Genomic DNA, 16,827 nt, shown 5'->3' on the forward strand with positions numbered 1-16,827 from the left:
AGGGGCAGACTACTCGATAAATTGTCGGCTTCCTTCAGGGACGATCGATCGCTGAATCCAACCATAAACTTTTCCGGACTCTTCTAGATGCATGGGAGTGATGTCTCCATGCCCCAATTTATCTTTAATCAAGCACCCATGAAACAGTTGCTCAAACGGTTACCAGCACCCCTGATCTTAATTAGTTTGTTTCTAGTGTTTACGGTTCCGTTTGCGATCATTCTGAATTGGCTGATTGTCGAAATTCACGTCAATGCCAGGTTGACTAACCAAGGGCAGCTAGATGTGCAATATCGTGCCGCTCTTAGCTTTGCCGTCTTTGTCTTCCTGACGGTTTTGGCACTGTTGATTGCCTTTGCCCGGACGTTAAACCGCCGTCAACGGGCAGAACAGCGATTAGGCATTCAATACGCTACAACCCGCGTTCTGGCAGAAGCCACCACCTTAAACGATGCCATCCCCAATATCCTGCAAGCGATTTGTCAAGCCCTGGAGTGGGAGCGGGGAGAACTCTGGGCGATCGACCCCAGCACCAAAGCCCTGAACCTTGTGCAAAGCTGGACGAGTCCTAAAATTCCTACCGATGTCTTGGGTAACAACAGCCCTAGCTTTGCGCCAACCGAAGGCTTATTAGGTCAGGTGTGGCATCAAAAATCGACGCTGTGGATTCCAGATATTCGGCAAGAGGCTGGGTTTCTACAGGGACAGAACGTGATTGATGCCGGTCTGCGCTCAGTCGTCAGTGTGCCGTTGATGAGCGAGCATCAAATGTTAGGCGTGATCTGCTTTTTTCGGGGCTGTGTGCAACGACCGGATGCCGAACTGATGGAGATGATGACCACGATCGGCAGTCAGATCGGTCAATTTATCAAGCGCAAGCAGGTTGAGGAAACCCTGCAAGGCATTGCCCAAAACATTTCTGCCAGCACTGGAGCCGCCTTTTTTCAATCCCTGGTGCAAACCCTCGCCACAACGTTAGAAGTCGATTATGCCCTGATTGGCAAACTCAATTCTGGACAGATCGATCGCGTGACGACTGTCGCCGTCTATAGCCAGGGACAAATTATTGAGAACTTTGATTACGAGCTACTGGATACCCCCTGTTCAGACGTGGTGCATCGAGGATTTTGCTGTTATCCGCAGCATGTCCAGCAGCACTTTCCCGATGATGCCCTCATTAACCGTCTAGCAGTCGATAGCTATTTAGGCACTACTCTATTTAGTTCTACCGATCAACCGTTAGGGCTGCTGGTGATCATGAATCGGCAACCGATCAGTGATCTGCAACTGGCAGAATCAATGCTAAAGATCTTTGCCACTCGCGCGGCGGCTGAACTGGAACGCGAACAAGCCGCTGCCACCCTACGAGGACAGGAGGAACTGCTGCGACTGGCGCTAAATGCCGCCCAGATGGGAGCCTGGGACTGGAATATTGTGACTGGAGAAGAAAAATGGTCTAAGGAAGTCTCCGAAATTTTTGATATTCCTGCCGAGCAAGTATCCTACGCCGAATTTATCAAACGAGTACACCCGGACGATCGCGCGATCGTGGAAGCCGCCCAAAACCAAACCCTCCACCACCAGGCAGAATACAACGCCGAATACCGGATTATTTTGGCTAGTGGGGCAATTCGCTGGGTCAATAGTCGCGGCAACGTGGTGCGAGATGACCAGGGCAAGCCGTTATTGATGACCGGAGTCACGATGGATGTGACCGCCCGCAAACTGGCAGAAGCCGCCCTCAAACAAGCCGAAGAAAAGTATCGCAGTATTTTCGAGAATGCCGCTGATGGCATTTTCCAGACCACACCTGACGGAGCTTATATCAGTGCGAATCCTGCCCTTGCCCGCATCTATGGGTATGATTCACCAGAAGAGCTAATCCATACCCTATCTCACCATATCGATCGCCAATTGTATGTTGACCCCAACCGCCGATCGCAATTCCGCCAGTTGATCGAGCAATACGATACGGTCATTGATTTCGAGTCCCAGGTGTACCGTCGGGATGGCAGCATGATTTGGATTTCCGAAAACGCCCGTGTGGTGAAAGATGCTAACGGCAATCTGCTGTATTACGAAGGCATTGTCAAAGATATTAGCGATCGCAAACTCGCTGCCGAAGAACTATTTAAAGCCAAAGAAGCCGCAGAAACCGCAAACCATGCCAAAAGCCAATTCCTGGCAAACATGAGTCATGAACTCCGCACACCGCTTAACGCCATCATTGGCTACAGTGAAATGCTTCAGGAAGATGCGGGTGATATGGGCTATGAAGACATCGTGCCCGATCTAGAAAAAATCCATAACGCCGGTAAACACTTATTAGGCTTGATCAACGATATTTTGGACATTTCCAAAATTGAAGCGGGCAGAATGGATCTCTATCTAGAAAGCTTCAGTGTGGCTAGTTTGATCCAGGATGTCCAGGCAACGGTTCGTCCCTTAATGGGTAAAAACGAGAATACGCTGGTCGTTCACTGCCCTGATAGCCTCGGCACTATGTATGCCGACCTGACCAAAATCCGCCAAGCCCTGCTGAATTTGCTGAGTAACGCCGCGAAGTTCACCGAGAAAGGAACGATCACGCTGACCGTTGCTCAGGAAGGTGGGAAGGATGGGGAAGGTAGGGAAGATGGGGAAGATAGGGGAGATGGGGAAGGTGATGGGCTATCCTCCTCATCTCCCTCACCCTCCTCACCTCCTTCGCCCTTCATCACCTTCACCGTTACCGATACGGGCATTGGCATGACTCCCGCCCAACTGACTAAGTTATTTCAGCCGTTTACCCAGGCAGATGCTTCCACTACTCGCAAGTATGGCGGCACCGGATTGGGATTAGTGATTACCCAACGCTTTTGTCAAATGATGGGCGGTGATATTACGGTCGAAAGTCAGGTTGGTCATGGCTCCCGGTTTACGATCGCCCTTCCGATCACTGTCAGCGATCGGAAGCTGGACTTGCCCCTGGTTAACTCTCAGGCGACCGAGTTGCCGAATCCGGATCTGGCTCCGCCTAAAGGGATTACCGTTCTGGTGGTGGATGATGATGCCTCGGTACGAGATCTGCTCGCTCGCCATCTCCGGAAAGAGGGCTTTTGGGTCGAGACGGCTTCCAGTGGACAGGAAGGCTTACATTTAGCTAAGAAAATTCGTCCCGATGCCATCACTCTGGATGTGATGATGTCCAAAATGGATGGCTGGTCGGTGCTATCTGCGTTGAAAGCCGATCCGGAGTTAGAGGATATTCCAGTCGTGATTCTGACGATTCTGGACAACAAGGAGCTGGGATTCTCCCTGGGTGCTTCGGATTACCTGACCAAACCGATCGACTATAAACGATTAACTCGTCTGCTGGAGAAATATCGTCCCGACCCCCTGCTACCGGGTGATTCTGACTTTAATACCGGACTACCGATCGGGCATGTGCTAATTACCGAAGACGATCCCACAACTCGCAAAATGTTTCAGCGGATTCTGGAACGCGAAGGCTGGTTAGTCACCGAAGCGACGAATGGTAAAGAGGCACTACAACAACTTGCCCTTTCTCGCCCTGACTTGATTTTGCTGGATTTGATGATGCCAGAGATGGATGGTTTTCAGTTCATTACTGAGTTTCGGCGGCAGGCTCGCTATCGTCACATCCCAGTCGTAGTAATTACAGCGATGGAACTGACCACCACCGAGCGCGAACAACTCAATGGGTATGTTAAACAGGTCTTACAAAAAGGAGCCTATAGTCGGGAACAATTACTACAAGAGGTGCGAGAGTTAGTCGAAACCTGCACTCGTGTGTCGGGCAACCCTGGAGATCACGGCAATGGCTAGGATTTTGCTGGTAGAAGACAATGAAATGAATCGAGATATGTTATCGCGGCGGCTTGCCCGTAAAGGGTATCAGATCCTGATTGCGATCGACGGTGAGCAGGGAGTCAGCATGGCACAAACCGAACGCCCTGACCTGATCTTGATGGACATGAGCCTACCCATTCTCGATGGTTGGGCAGCCACCCGTAAACTGAAAGCGATTCCAGAGACTCAAGCCATTCCAATTATTGCCCTGACGGCTCATGCCATGTCCGGCGATCGGGAACAGTGTATCGCTGCCGGATGTGATGACTACGATACGAAACCGATTGAATTTGCGCGGTTACTGGGAAAAATTCAGGCATTGCTGGGACAAGAGGTGGAAGCATGAAACCGCAGAGTGGCACTGTTCTAGTCGTAGATGATGATGAAAACAGCCGCCTCTACATCTCTCGCCAACTAAGCCAGACCGAACTCACCGTAGTTACAGCAGAAGATGGGCAACAGGCGATCGCCAGGTTACAAAGCAACCCCGCGATCGATTTGATTTTGCTGGATATTCTCATGCCAACTTTAAACGGGTTTCAGGTACTGGAACTACTGAAAGCTAACCCCACATTACGCCACCTGCCTGTCATTGTCGTCTCCGGGCTGGATGACCTGGATAGTTTAGTCCGGTGTATTGAACTGGGAGCGGAAGATTACCTGTTCAAACCCCTCAATCCCGTATTACTACAAGCCAGGGTGGGAGCCTGCCTGGAGCGGAAACAACTTCGCGATCAAGAAACCGCCTACGTCAAACAACTGCAAGCCGAAAAAGCTGCCGCCGAAATGGCAAACCGCGCCAGAAGCGTATTTCTTGCCAATATCAGCCATGAACTCCGGACACCGCTCAATGCCATCATCGGTTATAGCGACATTCTGCAAGAGGATTTACAGGAGTTAGCCCCCAGCTTAATTCCAGATGCCGAGAAAATTCGGGCATCGGGCAAACGCCTGCTGGAATTGATTAACGACATTTTGGATATTTCCAAGATCGAAGCTGGCAAGATGGAACTGTATTTAGAACACTTCGATGTGGCAACCCTGATTACCGATGTGGTGAGCCGGATTCACCCCCAACTCGATCGCAGTGGTCACACCTTTGAGATCGACTGTCCCCCTAACCTCGGCACCCTGCACGCCGACCTCAGCAAACTCTCACAAATCCTGCTTAATCTGCTGGATAACGCAGTCAAGTTCACTGAGCAGGGGATGATTACGCTGACGGTACGACGGGAAGATCAGATCGTCTTCACGATCGCCGATACTGGCATTGGCATTGAGCCTGAGCATTTACCCTATCTGTTTCAAAGTTTTTATCAGGTAGATGATTCGGCAACCCGGAAGTATGGGGGAACGGGGTTAGGATTGGCGTTGAGTCAACGGTTCTGTCAAATGATGGGTGGCACGATCGCGGTCGAGAGTCAGTTAGGGCAGGGTTCCACCTTTACAGTCCGGCTTCCCGTGGATGTGATTGATTATCAAGTGGCAACGGCATATCTGCCTCCCGATCCAATAGTCATTGAGCCAGAGATTCAGTCACCGATCGAGTCCATGCCGGTGCTGGATGGAGCCGCGTTAGTGCTGGTGATTGATAGCGATCGGGCAATTCGAGATCAGATGGTACAAACCCTGAACCAACAAGGGTTACGGGTGATTACTGCCTGGTGTGGGGAAGAAGGATTACGGCTAGCCCGAGAACTTCGCCCCAGTTGGATTTTGCTGGATATGATGCTGCCCGCTCTCGAAAGTTGGCAAGTGCTATCCACCCTGAAAGCCAACCCCAATCTGGCTGAAATTCCGGTCATGGCGATCGCTCAAGCGAAGGATTACGGTAGCAGTCTTGTAGTGGGAGTCACCGAATATTTGACTAAACCGACTGATTTTAGCCGTTTCACTCGGTTGTTGGCTCGGTATCCGATTGGCACAGCCAAAAACGGGTCTGGAGGCAAGCATAGTGTGCTGATTGGGACGGAAACCAGCACTCGCCAAATCGTCCAACGCCTGTTGGAAAAAGAGGCTTGGACGGTGACGGCGACAGATAACCTACTCATGGCAACCGCCGCCATTGCCCAACTACAACCTGATTTAATCCTGCTAGATCTAATGCTGCCGGATAGGCAGGGCTTAGACTTTCTTGCCGATCTTCGTCGTCAGCCCAACCAGCCCCCCATCCCGACGATCGGTTTCACAACCCATGATCTCAACCGCCACGATCGCGAATGGTTCCACAGTTACCTAGACACCCTATTACAGCAGACGCATTACAGCCGGGACAAACTCTTGAGCGAGATCTGCCAACTCCTATCGCCCCCTTCCCCTACCCAAGTGTGTATTTAACTTTTGTCCATCCAAGTTGCTGCGCTATTTGAGGAGAACATTATATGACTCTGCGCAGACGAACCTTATTTATTATTGGCATCACGCTTCTGGGGCTGAATGGCGTGTTGCATGGGGTCGCGTCGTCATTGTTAATCGGGAGTGCTCGGCAAGCGGAGATTCAGGATACCCGCCAGATGATGAAAGGGGCGCTGAATGTCTTTTCCCAAAATCTCAGTCAGTTCAACGAAAACTATACTGACTGGGCTGTGTGGGATGATGCCTACGAGTTTGTCCAGAATGGCAACCAACGTTTCATTCAGTCCAATTTGGTGGATGCTCAACTCGCCACAATTCGGATCAATGTGATTGCATTCATTGATGACACTGGAAAAATCGTGTTTGGCACTGGGTTTGATCTGAAGCGAAACCAGCGAATGTCCATTCCACCCTCGCTAAAAAAACACTTAGTCTTAAGCGATCGCCTGCTTCAGCATCCCAACCTGGAGAGTTATCATGTTGGGATTTTGTCCCTACCCGAAGGTCCCATGATGATTGTGTCCCGCCCCATTTTGACCAGCGAGGGACAGGGTCCCTTCCAGGGCAGCTTAGTGGTTGGGCGATATTTACAAGGGGATGAACTCGATCGTCTGAGCAAAGTCATTCGCCTGCCCTTAAGCATTGACGTAATCCGTAACGCTCAGCCACCTGCCCACCTCTGGCAAGACCTGCAAGCGGGAATCAATCCCGAACGGGCGATCGCGGTAGAACCGTTAGACGACACGACGATCGCGGGTTATGTCCTGATCAATGACCTTTATGACAAACCCGCCATTATCCTGAAAGCCGAAAGCCCCCGCACGATTTACCAACAGGGGTGGGCAACGGTGCAATACCTCACCTGGATTACGGTAGCCGTCGGCTTAGTCTTTGGGGTTGTCACCCTCCTGTTGCTTGAGAAGCTCGTGTTATTCCGGCTCAGTCGATTGAATCTAGAAGTGCAGACGATCGGGCGACAGGGCGATTTATCTCAACGAGTCACCGCCACTGGCAACGATGAACTCTCCCATCTGGGCAACACGATTAACACCATGCTGTTTGCCCTCGCCGAATATGAACAGGAACGCCAGCAGGTGGCAACCGATTTGCAAGCCGCAAAGGAAGCGGCGGAACAGGCTAGTAGTGCCAAAAGTCAGTTTCTTGCCAATATGAGCCATGAGCTACGCACACCCCTCAATGCCATCATCGGCTATAGCGAGATGCTGCAAGAGGAGGTCGAGGATCTGGGGCAAGAGGCTTTGATTCCAGATCTGCAAAAAATTCAGGGAGCAGGCAAACATCTCCTGGGACTAATCAATGACATTCTTGATCTGTCCAAAATCGAGGCAGGCAAAATGGAATTACACCTGGAAACCTTTGAGATCGCTACCGCGATCGCGAGCATTCTGCCGATCGCTCGACCGTTAATTGAGAAAAATCACAATACTCTCGTTGTCAACTATCCTGAGGATTTGGGCTGCATGTACGCCGATGCCACCAAAGTCCATCAAATCCTGCTGAATCTTTTGAGTAACGCTGCCAAGTTTACGGTTCAGGGAACGATTACGCTGACGGTAGACCGGGAGGAGAGAGATGGGGAAGATAGGGGAGATAAGCACATTGCCTCCTCACCTGCCCCATCTTCTTCACCCACCCCATCTTCCTCACCTGCCCCACCTCCCCCCACCTGGATCACCTTCACCGTGGCTGATACCGGAATTGGCATGACGGCTGAACAAATGAGTAAACTATTTCAACCGTTCACCCAGGCAGACACGTCCACCACTCGCAAATATGGCGGCACAGGATTAGGTTTAACCATTAGCCAGCGATTTTGTCAGATGATGGGTGGGGAGATTACAGTAGCCAGCCAACCGGGGCAAGGCAGCAGCTTTACGGTTTATCTACCGATCGCCGCTATTCTGCCTCAGACTCATCAACTCATGAGTCACTCAGGATAAGATTTCCGGTAGACCGATTGCGATCGCGGCCGCCGGATTGTTAGCTTGTCAAGTATTACCCCCAATGGCACACTCCTTGAGGCACAAGCAGAACATCCAGAAAACCAGTTTGAGTGATGAAGAATGACTTGGTGGCATACCAGGGTACGAGCATTGTTGGACGGACGGAGCAAGGAACGTAATGAATGATGAACAAGGCTCGATCCTAGTCGTGGATGATGTTGAGGCAAATCGAGATCTGCTGTCCCGTCGGTTACAACGTCAGGGGCATCAGGTCGTCGTCGCAGAGCATGGACGGCAGGCGATCGCGCTCTTACAGCAACAACCGTTCGACCTGGTTTTATGTGACATTATGATGCCAGAAATGAACGGTTATCAGGTGTTGGAGTCTCTTAAAGCCGATCCAACCCTGCGCCATATTCCCATCATTATGATTTCCGCTCTGGATGACATTGAGAGTGTCGTGCGGTGTATTGAGTTAGGGGCAGAGGATTATTTATTTAAGCCCTTTAATCCTACATTGCTGAAAGCCCGAATTAATGCGTCTTTGGAGAAAAAGCGTCTCCGCGATCAAGAGCAAGCGTATCTCAAACAACTTCAGGCAGAACAGGAAAAATCGGAACGTTTGTTATTAAGCATCCTGCCCAAACCTGTGGCTGAACAACTGAAACAACAGCAACACTTATTAGATCAAAACATCGTTGAGCCAACCAGTGGAACACGGAGTGGCATTGCTGAAAGCTTTGCCGCAGCGACGGTATTATTTGCAGATATTGTCGATTTTACTCAAACCTCTAGCCACCGATCGCCGATCGAAATTGTCAATCTGCTGAATCATATTTTTTCTGCCTTTGATTATTTAGCCGAACGCCATCAGTTAGAAAAAATTAAAACCATTGGGGATGCTTACATGGTCGTCGGCGGTGTTCCCACAGCCCGATCGGATCATGCAGCGGCGATCGCAGATATGGCATTAGATATGCAAGATGCGATCGTTAAATTTAACCAGGAGACTGGAGAATCATTTAGTATCCGAATTGGCATTAGCACCGGCCCCGTGGTAGCTGGAGTAATTGGGACGAAAAAGTTTATTTATGATTTATGGGGCGATACGGTAAATACCGCCAGTCGCATGGAATCCCAGGGTTTACCCAATTACATCCAAATCACAGAAGCCACCTATGATTGTTTGGGCGATCGATACCTGTTTGAAGAACGCGGCAGAATTGAGATTAAAGGCAAAGGTAATATGCTCACCTATTGGCTCAAAGGTAAAAACTAGCTCATAGGCAATATTGGCTCTTAATCAAGAGAAATTTACTTGAAAAAATGTTGTTTGAGCACATCCAATCGCGAACAATGCCAATAATCAATATGACTAACAATTAATCCCGCATCATTTAGAGTTAATTCGCTCCAGCCACTAATCGCAATCTGAGGTTTCCAGGGTAAGGGAGTATTCCAGCTTAATGTCCAATCGCTGCGAATCTGGTTGCCATGCTGCTGAATATCATGTAAATCCATGTGGCAATTAATAAACCAGGTTTGGATAAATCCAATCATTTTCTGATAGCGATCGATGCCCCGAAATTGTGTCATCAGGTCTTTGAAATAGACATCCTGAGCATAGAGATCATAGGTTTGATCATAAGGAAATCGAGCATAATCTGTTTTTAACTGTTCTACGATCGTCATATCAGTATCAGCCATACACCCGGAATTTCTCCCCTGCATTATCCTTCCACTTGATCCCACAAACGTTCCAGTTGATAACGCCAGGCCGCCAATGTATCGTCTTTAGCTTGGGATCCCGCATTCATATCACCCATCAATCCTTCTTGATAAAAGCGATCGAGGTTTTGTAGGGTCGCTTCCAGGGATTGTCCCTGACGTTTAGCTGCCCAAATAATTTGGCGCATTTGCTGTTCGACTAACTGGCTAAAACAGGCATTTAACCCTTGCTGATTCAGTTCGATCAAATGCTGAATGGCAACAGTCAAATCTTCGGATGTTAGCCCATCACGACTATGCTGAAATACGCCCCATAGAACATGCTCTTGCAAGGCATACCGGACTTCCTGGGTTGCATCGAAGTTCGCCATCAACAACTGTTCCAGAAACGGCTGGGCTTCTTGCGCCGGAGCGATCGGCACTAACACCCGTAACCAGGATTGATCATCGGATAGTAGAACCAATAACCGTAGCCCCTCTGTTTCCACTTGATAGGAACCAGGAGCCAGAGTTTGGACGATATCACCAAACAAATTGGTCAGCGTTTGCACGATCGCTTCAGGAGTCATAGCTGGTTAAAATTCCCCTCATACTTTCAGGTGATGGCAGCATTGATCTCCTTGAGTCTAACGTTTGGCATCCGTAGTCTAAGGCTGGGATGAGTAGCAAGGCGATCATTTCTCCCCCCAGGCATACTCAGGTGATCTTAATTTCCTTTAAGCCAAAGTAGAAAGTAATTGGCTCTACTCGATCAGGGAAAAATCGCCCATGCACCCATTGCTAGTGCTGTTATTGGTCATCTTAGCGGCTGTCGTCCTCTACTGGGTGATTCGATCGATTCGCCGTCCTTATGACCTACTCGATGTCGCTGGCTTTTTTCTCATTTTGGTCAAGCAATATCACCTGGCACTGGCTTGTTTAGATCGAGTAGTTAAACACTGCCCCGACAACTATGAGGCCTGGTATAACCGGGGCAATGTTTTGCATAAACTCTGCCGCTACGAGGCAGCCGTTGAGTCCTACGATCGCGCGATCGCGCTGCGACCTAATTACCGTGATCCGAGGTTTAACCAGGGAACGCATCAAGCCTGGACAAATCGGGGAAACTCACTGGAACAACTGCAACAATTTGAAGCCGCCGTTGCCTCCCATGTTCAAGCCACCAGCTTAAAAGGGGATGATCCGGTTACCTGGTACAACCAGGGAGTCACTTTCAGCAATTGGGGCAAGCATGAAGAAGCGATCGCAGCCTACGAGCAAGCGATTCAACTCAACCCCAATTACTACCAAGCCTGGTACAACCAAGGGGTGATGTTGCAAAAGTTAGGGCGATTAGAAGAGGCATTAACCGCCTTTGACCGGGTACTCCAGATCAAGCCCGATTTTGTCCCCGCCTGCTTAAATCGAGGGGTGGTGCTAACCGACCTCCAACGATCGGACGAAGCGATGCAGGCATTCCAACAAACCGATCGCTTAGCCGGAGGCAACTACCTGGTCTGGTATAACCGGGGCAATCTGTTGAGGCAGTCAGGGCAATTGGAAGACGCGCTCACAGCCTACGATCAAACCTTACGGTTAAATCCCCAGTATGATCCTGCCTGGGTCAATAAAGGGCTGGTGCTAAAACAATTAAACCAACTAGAGGCAGCGATCGCCGCTTACCAAGAAGCCATCCGTCTGAATCCCCAATCCCAAATTGCCTGGAATAACTGGATTGTTCTGCTGTTTCAACGCCAGCAGTATTCAGAAGCATTAGCCGTCAGCGATCAGTCTATGCAAGCCTTACCTGATCATCCAGCGATGCTAACAGTACGAGGCACAATTTTGTCCCATTTGGAGCAGTTTACCGCCGCCATTGCCAGCTATGATCGCGCGATCGCCCTGCAACCCAATTTTGCCTCTGCCTGGTATGACAAAGCCTGCTGTCTGATCATGCAGGAGCAACCACAGGCAGCGATCGCCCTACTAGAAACCGCTTTCCGACTCGACCCCAGTTTGAAAGATCATGCCGCCACGGATTCCTCGTTCGATCCAGTTCGGTCACATCCTCAGTTTCAGCAACTGCTCGCATAAGGAAATCGACCGAGTTATCCCTATACCGATTGCAACACTTGATTGAGTTTGCCACTGCGGAAGCCCTCTAAATCCAGAGTGACAAATAAAAAGCCGAGGGTCTGAAAGTGGCTGACCAGAGTTGGCAGATCGGTGGTTAACACAAATTGCTGAATTTGCTCGGCGGGTAGTTCAATCCGAGCGGTATCCCCTTCAGACCGAACTCGCAGTTGCTTTAAACCCATTCGGCGCAGGTAGGCTTCGGCTCTGCCCACACGCTGTAGTTTAGCGATCGTGATTTCCTCCCCATAGGGAAAGCGTGAACTCAGGCAGGGTTGCGCCGGTTTGTCCCAGCATGATAAGCCCAAGTGTTTCGCCAGGGCTCGCACATCAGCTTTCGTCATCCCCACTTCTGCCAGGGGCGATCGGGCACCCCGTTCCCTCGCCGCCTGAATCCCCGGTCGGTAGTCAGATAAATCATCGGCATTCACGCCATCCACCACATACGGAAATCCGCGTTCCACTGCCAAGGGTTTCAGGGTGTCGTGCAGTTCGCTTTTACAGAAATAACAGCGATTAATCGGATTGGCAGCATAGTTAGGGTTTGCCAATTCATGGGTCTGCACCAATTCATGGGCAATGCCAATTTCCGCCGCCTGCATACAGGCATCTTCTAGGTCTTCGGGAAGCAGGGAGGGCGACACCGCCGTAATTGCCAATGCCCGATCGCCCAAGGCATCGTAGGCAACTTTAGCGACCAGCGTACTATCAATGCCACCGGAGTAGGCAATCAACGCTTGTTCCATTTCAGCAAACAAGGCTTGCAGTTGAGCTAGTTGATCCAGCAACATGACTAAACACCCCCTGAACCCTGGTCAGTTGGGAAAACAACACTTTCTACCGTAGCGCGTTTCCAGACCAATCAGCCTTTACGGTTTTCAGGCGATGCCTTGACCGATCGCGCATACTTGGCGACTAAGGTTGCCAAAATATCCAGATCGATCGGTTTGGAAATGTAATCATTCACTCCCGCCTCCAGACACAGATCGCGATCGCCCTTCATCGCCATCGCTGTTTGGGCAATTACCGGAATATGGTGATAACGATCGTCGGTTCGTAATTGTTGTGTGAGTGCCAAGCCATCCTCATCCGGCAGGTGAATATCCATCAAAATTAGGGCTGGTAGGGCGCGATCGAGGGCTTGCCACATTTCTTGACCCAGTTTTGCCCAGGTCACTTCATAGCCCAACTTACTGAGATACGTTAATACCAAACGGGCATTGTGCGGATTATCTTCTACCAGCAACACACTATTCGGTCGCGTCAAAATCGTCTTCGGTATCGCCTCATTCTGCCCAGATTGGTGCGTTGTCGTAGTTGATTCAGCGGGCTGCGACCCTCTGACAGCTTTGCGAGCTTTAGGGAAGCGATCGGCAGAACTATCTAGCTGATCTGGAGCCGAGAGGGGCGATCGATCAGATGGTTCTATTGCCACACTCACCGTATTAGCAGAGCTACAATCCAGGGCATCCACCGATTCCGGCTGAAGTACCCCCGCCGGTTTCAGGGGCAAAAAGATCCGGAACTGAGAGCCTCGATTTAACTCAGATGTCAATTGAATCGAGCCACCATGCAACTCAGCCAACTTCTGGGTGAGAGCTAATCCCAATCCGGTGCCTTCTCCCCGTGTAACCGCCGCATTATCCAACTGGGAGTAGGGCTTAAACAATAACTGTTGTTGTTCTGCCGAAATTCCAGTGCCCGTATCCCAAACCGTCAGGCACAAAAAATGATTGGCTGGAGCCACCTGCAAGCCAACCTGTCCCTGCAATGTGAACTTGATGGCATTGGATAGCAAATTAAATAACATTTGCTTTAACCGCAAGGGGTCAACCAGGATAGTTGTCACGCTCGGATCAATTTCTAACCGCAGTTCTAAGCCTTTATCACTGGCTTTTTCTTTCACCAGTGTCAGTGACATCTGACAGACCTCCCGTACATCCACCGCTTCCCATTGCAAGCTGAGTTGGTTGGCTTCAATTTTGGACAGATCGAGGATGTCATTAATCAACGCCAGCAGATGTTGCCCACTGGTGAGAATAATCTTGAGATATTCCTGATGCCGCAGATTCATGGCATTAAAGCCCTGTTGCTGCAACAAATGAGTAAATCCCAGAATCGAACTGAGGGGAGTCCGAATTTCATGACTGGTATTCGCCAGAAATTCGCTTTTGAGTTGATTGGTTTGGACTAACTCCTGATTGTGGGCTAATACCTGTTGGTGCGCTTGCTTCTGTGCCTGTAATAGTTGCAGTTGGTGCCAGGAGGCTGCACATTGCCGCCCAACCTGTTCGATGAAATTAACCCTCTCCCCATCGGCTACGCTCTCCCCGATCGCAGCCTCCATTGGATAACTCGGCAAAAGGAATAACCAGCCGATTCGTTGCTGTTTACTCACAATGCTGCGGATGTGTTCTGGATATTGCGATTGCCAGAACTCCAGATCATCCGTCGCGATCGTATTCCCAATCTGTAACTGTAATGGAGAGCCAGCCGCCAGTAGCCAGGGAACAGCCCAGGTTTGTCCACCTACCGGAGCGGCAAGATACCCGATCGTCCAATGGGGTTGCTCATCCTCCAATCGATCGAAGACTATATCGGCCGCTAATCGGGAGGCATCCATCGCGGCCCCAGCGTCATGATTGCTCAGAAACGTGGGTCGGACGATCGCCACCAAAGTATCCTCTAATGTCGCACCGACCTCCTGAACCACAGTTTGCCAGAAATCGGTTTCCGCTTGAGCAGCTGCCTCGATCGTGCCATCGTCAAGTTCTAGATAGGCGGTGACACAGCGCTGTAACGATCGTCCGAGTTGAGTTAAGCATTGCTCATGCCGGAGTTGAATTTCTAGCTGTCGCATCTGCACAGCCCTGGAAGTAGACCGAGTTTCAGGAGGAAATGTCGTCATCCAAGCACTACCCTGGATTAGGTGAACATCTGGATAATCCTGTTCAGGCGGTAAATTAGAATGCTGACCCATACAAATCGGGAAATGTGCTGAAAAGGCTACAGCGACCTAAAAGCATAAACTGAGGGTTGGGCTTGAAACCCGGAAGTTTCAAACTGTGTTGCCTACAGGAGTTGACGACTATTCACCTTAGACCGAGCAAGCGACTACAGGGATTCAGCCTCTTAGTCCTACTACTGCATAGCAGCAGGATAGGGATGATGATCACATCTTCAATCTAACTGAATCACAGCAATCCTCCTATGAAGATTAATCCGATAGATAGGTAAAATTACTGTGTAGATATTGCTAACGTGTTTACGCAATACCGTAGAAGCCAGCAAAAATTAATATTTTCATTCAATAATAAAATTAGTGAGTGAGTAGGCTGCTGACAATAGGCTGTATTTCTACTGAATACTGCCTGACACAACGATGAGTCAGTGATGAACTCAGTAAATTCATCGAAGCTGAATAAACATTGACGATTTTTTACTGAAAATTAACAATCGTAACCAACCTGTTGTTCTTTTACGTGGAAGTACAGGATACTTAATCACACAACTCCTAAAATCTCTTAACTATCCAGTTGATTGGCTTTTAATAGCATTAAGAATTGTATCGACCACCGTCTAGAGTGGATCATGTCGGCTCTGGCGTGTGGCTGCGATTCTGGTAATAGACAGCGCTTATCCTCACTCAGCTATCCAGGATGTTCCTCAGAATGTCTTGGTGGCTAGAAATTGTCGTTCTAAAGCTGATTTTGGGTTCCCTGCATGGCATACTCGGTTGCATTTCCTGGTCATCTACATGTTCTGCGTCAGTCTGGTGCGGTTGCCAAGTCAGGCACAGGTACGTCTAAACCCGCTTCTCTCGCTGCCCTGTGGGCAAAGAACTATGTCACCTCACTGGCAAACCGGGATGAAGCGGAGCAAATCAAGCGCACTAGCGAACTGGCAGAGATTGCTTCCGCCGAAGGGAGGCAACGCACCGCTAACTTTCTGAAGCAAAATCTCACCCAAGCCAGTGCTAAAGCCTGGTCGCTGACGAATGATTTACTCGCAGATGAGATTTGGCGGCATGGTATTAACCCCCAAGTGATCAATCCCTGGCAAATTGCGGCAGATTCGCATCACTTGTTTGAAATTGCCTTAAATGCCTATGGTGAGCGGGTCACTCCCCGTCGGCTTTCCGTTCTGGTGAACAATGAGTTTGGTCAGGTGCGGCGAAAATACACCGCCGAGGATCCACGAGCGATCGGGGTGGTCAGTATGCAATTTCACTACACCGGACAATTATTGCTGGATTACCTGTCCCCGAGTGAACACCTGTTACTTCAGCACTACTTCAAGGTGATGGATGACCATCTCTATATGCCCTTGAAAGCGGCCTACGAAGCTGCCGCCAATTATGAGTATGATTCCCCCTTACTCCAGGCGGTGCGCGAATTGCTGCCCAACAGTACCCGAATTGCCCAGGAAGTTTGTAAACGGATCAGCCAGCAATATCCCGGTTATCAGAGCTATAGTGGTCCCCTCGGTTCTTTAAAGGTGAGAATCTCTAGCATCCGGGATGTGGAAATGTTCCAGGTGTACCTCTGTCTCTGTGTGCTAGAAAATAGCATCCAGTCCGTCCAGCAAGAACTATTTCCGCTCTGTGTCATGCTCTACCCACGCTTGCAGGTGAATTGGAAGTTAGTGCAGGAAATGCTGCGGGCGATCGGCTGGGAAATGCATGATTCGTTATCTGCGGATACCGTCGCCGCTTTTCTACCCTATTTATCTGAAGTGACAGAAATGTTTTCGATCGAGGCATTCCAAGAATAGCCAGTTGATCACAGCTTCGCCCAGATTCGCCCCACTCTGAGCG

Annotated in this window: 11 protein-coding genes; 7 read left to right on the forward strand and 4 right to left on the reverse strand. The window is 49.9% G+C overall.

The annotated features are described in order from the left end of the window. Positions 1 to 108 precede the first annotated feature (108 nt). The 5 genes from ACN4EK_RS16110 to ACN4EK_RS16130 all read left to right on the forward strand — a co-directional run bounded on the left by ACN4EK_RS16110 (position 109) and on the right by ACN4EK_RS16130 (position 9,450). The gene (locus ACN4EK_RS16110) at positions 109 to 3,828 is read left to right on the forward strand and encodes a response regulator (RefSeq protein WP_431659039.1); all 3,720 of its coding nucleotides are present in this window, start codon (positions 109 to 111) and stop codon (positions 3,826 to 3,828) included. Next, positions 3,821 to 4,198 carry a response regulator gene (locus ACN4EK_RS16115; protein ID WP_431659040.1) on the forward strand — a complete coding sequence of 126 codons (378 nt, stop codon included), beginning with the start codon at positions 3,821 to 3,823 and terminating at the stop codon, positions 4,196 to 4,198. Before ACN4EK_RS16110 ends, ACN4EK_RS16115 begins: the two co-directional genes overlap by 8 nt. Then, entirely contained in the window at positions 4,195 to 6,189 is a 1,995-nt protein-coding gene (locus ACN4EK_RS16120; protein ID WP_431659041.1) for a response regulator, read from the forward strand. The genes ACN4EK_RS16115 and ACN4EK_RS16120 overlap by 4 nt, the downstream gene beginning before the upstream one ends. A 44-nt stretch (positions 6,190 to 6,233) precedes the next feature. Continuing rightward, positions 6,234 to 8,168, forward strand: a complete 1,935-nt coding sequence (locus ACN4EK_RS16125; RefSeq protein ID WP_431659042.1) for a sensor histidine kinase — start codon at positions 6,234 to 6,236, stop codon at positions 8,166 to 8,168. Positions 8,169 to 8,349: 181 nt separating this feature from the next. After that, positions 8,350 to 9,450 carry an adenylate/guanylate cyclase domain-containing protein gene (locus ACN4EK_RS16130; RefSeq protein ID WP_431659043.1) on the forward strand — a complete coding sequence of 367 codons (1,101 nt, stop codon included), beginning with the start codon at positions 8,350 to 8,352 and terminating at the stop codon, positions 9,448 to 9,450. 35 nt (positions 9,451 to 9,485) lie between these two features. Here the strand turns inward: ACN4EK_RS16130 and ACN4EK_RS16135 are convergent, their stop codons facing one another. Together ACN4EK_RS16135 and ACN4EK_RS16140 are read right to left on the reverse strand one after the other, a co-directional pair. Continuing rightward, positions 9,486 to 9,878 (reverse strand): DUF2358 domain-containing protein, encoded by a 393-nt coding sequence (locus ACN4EK_RS16135; RefSeq protein ID WP_431659044.1) that lies wholly within the window; start codon positions 9,876 to 9,878, stop codon positions 9,486 to 9,488. Between the two features lie 23 nt (positions 9,879 to 9,901). Next, positions 9,902 to 10,468, reverse strand: coding sequence for a hypothetical protein (locus tag ACN4EK_RS16140; RefSeq protein WP_431659046.1), 567 nt, complete (start codon positions 10,466 to 10,468; stop codon positions 9,902 to 9,904). Positions 10,469 to 10,667: 199 nt separating this feature from the next. Here ACN4EK_RS16140 and ACN4EK_RS16145 point away from each other — a divergent pair, with 199 nt between their 5' ends. Next, complete coding sequence (locus ACN4EK_RS16145; RefSeq protein WP_431659047.1) at positions 10,668 to 11,972, forward strand: tetratricopeptide repeat protein; 1,305 nt, start codon at positions 10,668 to 10,670, stop codon at positions 11,970 to 11,972. A gap of 20 nt (positions 11,973 to 11,992) precedes the next feature. Here the strand turns inward: ACN4EK_RS16145 and larE are convergent, their stop codons facing one another. Together larE and ACN4EK_RS16155 are read right to left on the reverse strand one after the other, a co-directional pair. Continuing rightward, the gene (gene larE / locus ACN4EK_RS16150; protein ID WP_431659048.1) at positions 11,993 to 12,802 is read right to left on the reverse strand and encodes an ATP-dependent sacrificial sulfur transferase LarE; all 810 of its coding nucleotides are present in this window, start codon (positions 12,800 to 12,802) and stop codon (positions 11,993 to 11,995) included. 71 nt (positions 12,803 to 12,873) lie between these two features. Next, on the reverse strand, positions 12,874 to 14,991 hold the full coding sequence (locus ACN4EK_RS16155) for an ATP-binding protein (RefSeq protein ID WP_431659049.1): 2,118 nt from the start codon (positions 14,989 to 14,991) through the stop codon (positions 12,874 to 12,876). Between the two features lie 743 nt (positions 14,992 to 15,734). Here ACN4EK_RS16155 and ACN4EK_RS16160 point away from each other — a divergent pair. Continuing rightward, positions 15,735 to 16,784 carry a hypothetical protein gene (locus ACN4EK_RS16160; protein ID WP_431659050.1) on the forward strand — a complete coding sequence of 350 codons (1,050 nt, stop codon included), beginning with the start codon at positions 15,735 to 15,737 and terminating at the stop codon, positions 16,782 to 16,784. Positions 16,785 to 16,827 lie beyond the last annotated feature (43 nt).

The organism is Pantanalinema rosaneae CENA516 (assembly GCF_050753385.1).
Taxonomy (GTDB): domain Bacteria; phylum Cyanobacteriota; class Cyanobacteriia; order Leptolyngbyales; family Leptolyngbyaceae; genus Pantanalinema; species Pantanalinema rosaneae.

Excerpts from the sequence above, each read along its gene's own strand:
- ACN4EK_RS16110 (WP_431659039.1), top strand. The coding sequence starts at position 109 with ATGCCCCAATTTATCTTTAATCAAGCACCCATGAAACAGTTGCTCAAA.
- ACN4EK_RS16115 (WP_431659040.1), top strand. The coding sequence starts at position 3,821 with ATGGCTAGGATTTTGCTGGTAGAAGACAATGAAATGAATCGAGATATG.
- ACN4EK_RS16120 (WP_431659041.1), top strand. The coding sequence starts at position 4,195 with ATGAAACCGCAGAGTGGCACTGTTCTAGTCGTAGATGATGATGAAAAC.
- ACN4EK_RS16125 (WP_431659042.1), top strand. The coding sequence starts at position 6,234 with ATGACTCTGCGCAGACGAACCTTATTTATTATTGGCATCACGCTTCTG.
- ACN4EK_RS16130 (WP_431659043.1), top strand. The coding sequence starts at position 8,350 with ATGAATGATGAACAAGGCTCGATCCTAGTCGTGGATGATGTTGAGGCA.
- ACN4EK_RS16135 (WP_431659044.1), bottom strand. The coding sequence starts at position 9,878 with ATGGCTGATACTGATATGACGATCGTAGAACAGTTAAAAACAGATTAT.
- ACN4EK_RS16140 (WP_431659046.1), bottom strand. The coding sequence starts at position 10,468 with ATGACTCCTGAAGCGATCGTGCAAACGCTGACCAATTTGTTTGGTGAT.
- ACN4EK_RS16145 (WP_431659047.1), top strand. The coding sequence starts at position 10,668 with ATGCACCCATTGCTAGTGCTGTTATTGGTCATCTTAGCGGCTGTCGTC.
- larE (WP_431659048.1), bottom strand. The coding sequence starts at position 12,802 with ATGTTGCTGGATCAACTAGCTCAACTGCAAGCCTTGTTTGCTGAAATG.
- ACN4EK_RS16155 (WP_431659049.1), bottom strand. The coding sequence starts at position 14,991 with ATGGGTCAGCATTCTAATTTACCGCCTGAACAGGATTATCCAGATGTT.
- ACN4EK_RS16160 (WP_431659050.1), top strand. The coding sequence starts at position 15,735 with ATGGCATACTCGGTTGCATTTCCTGGTCATCTACATGTTCTGCGTCAG.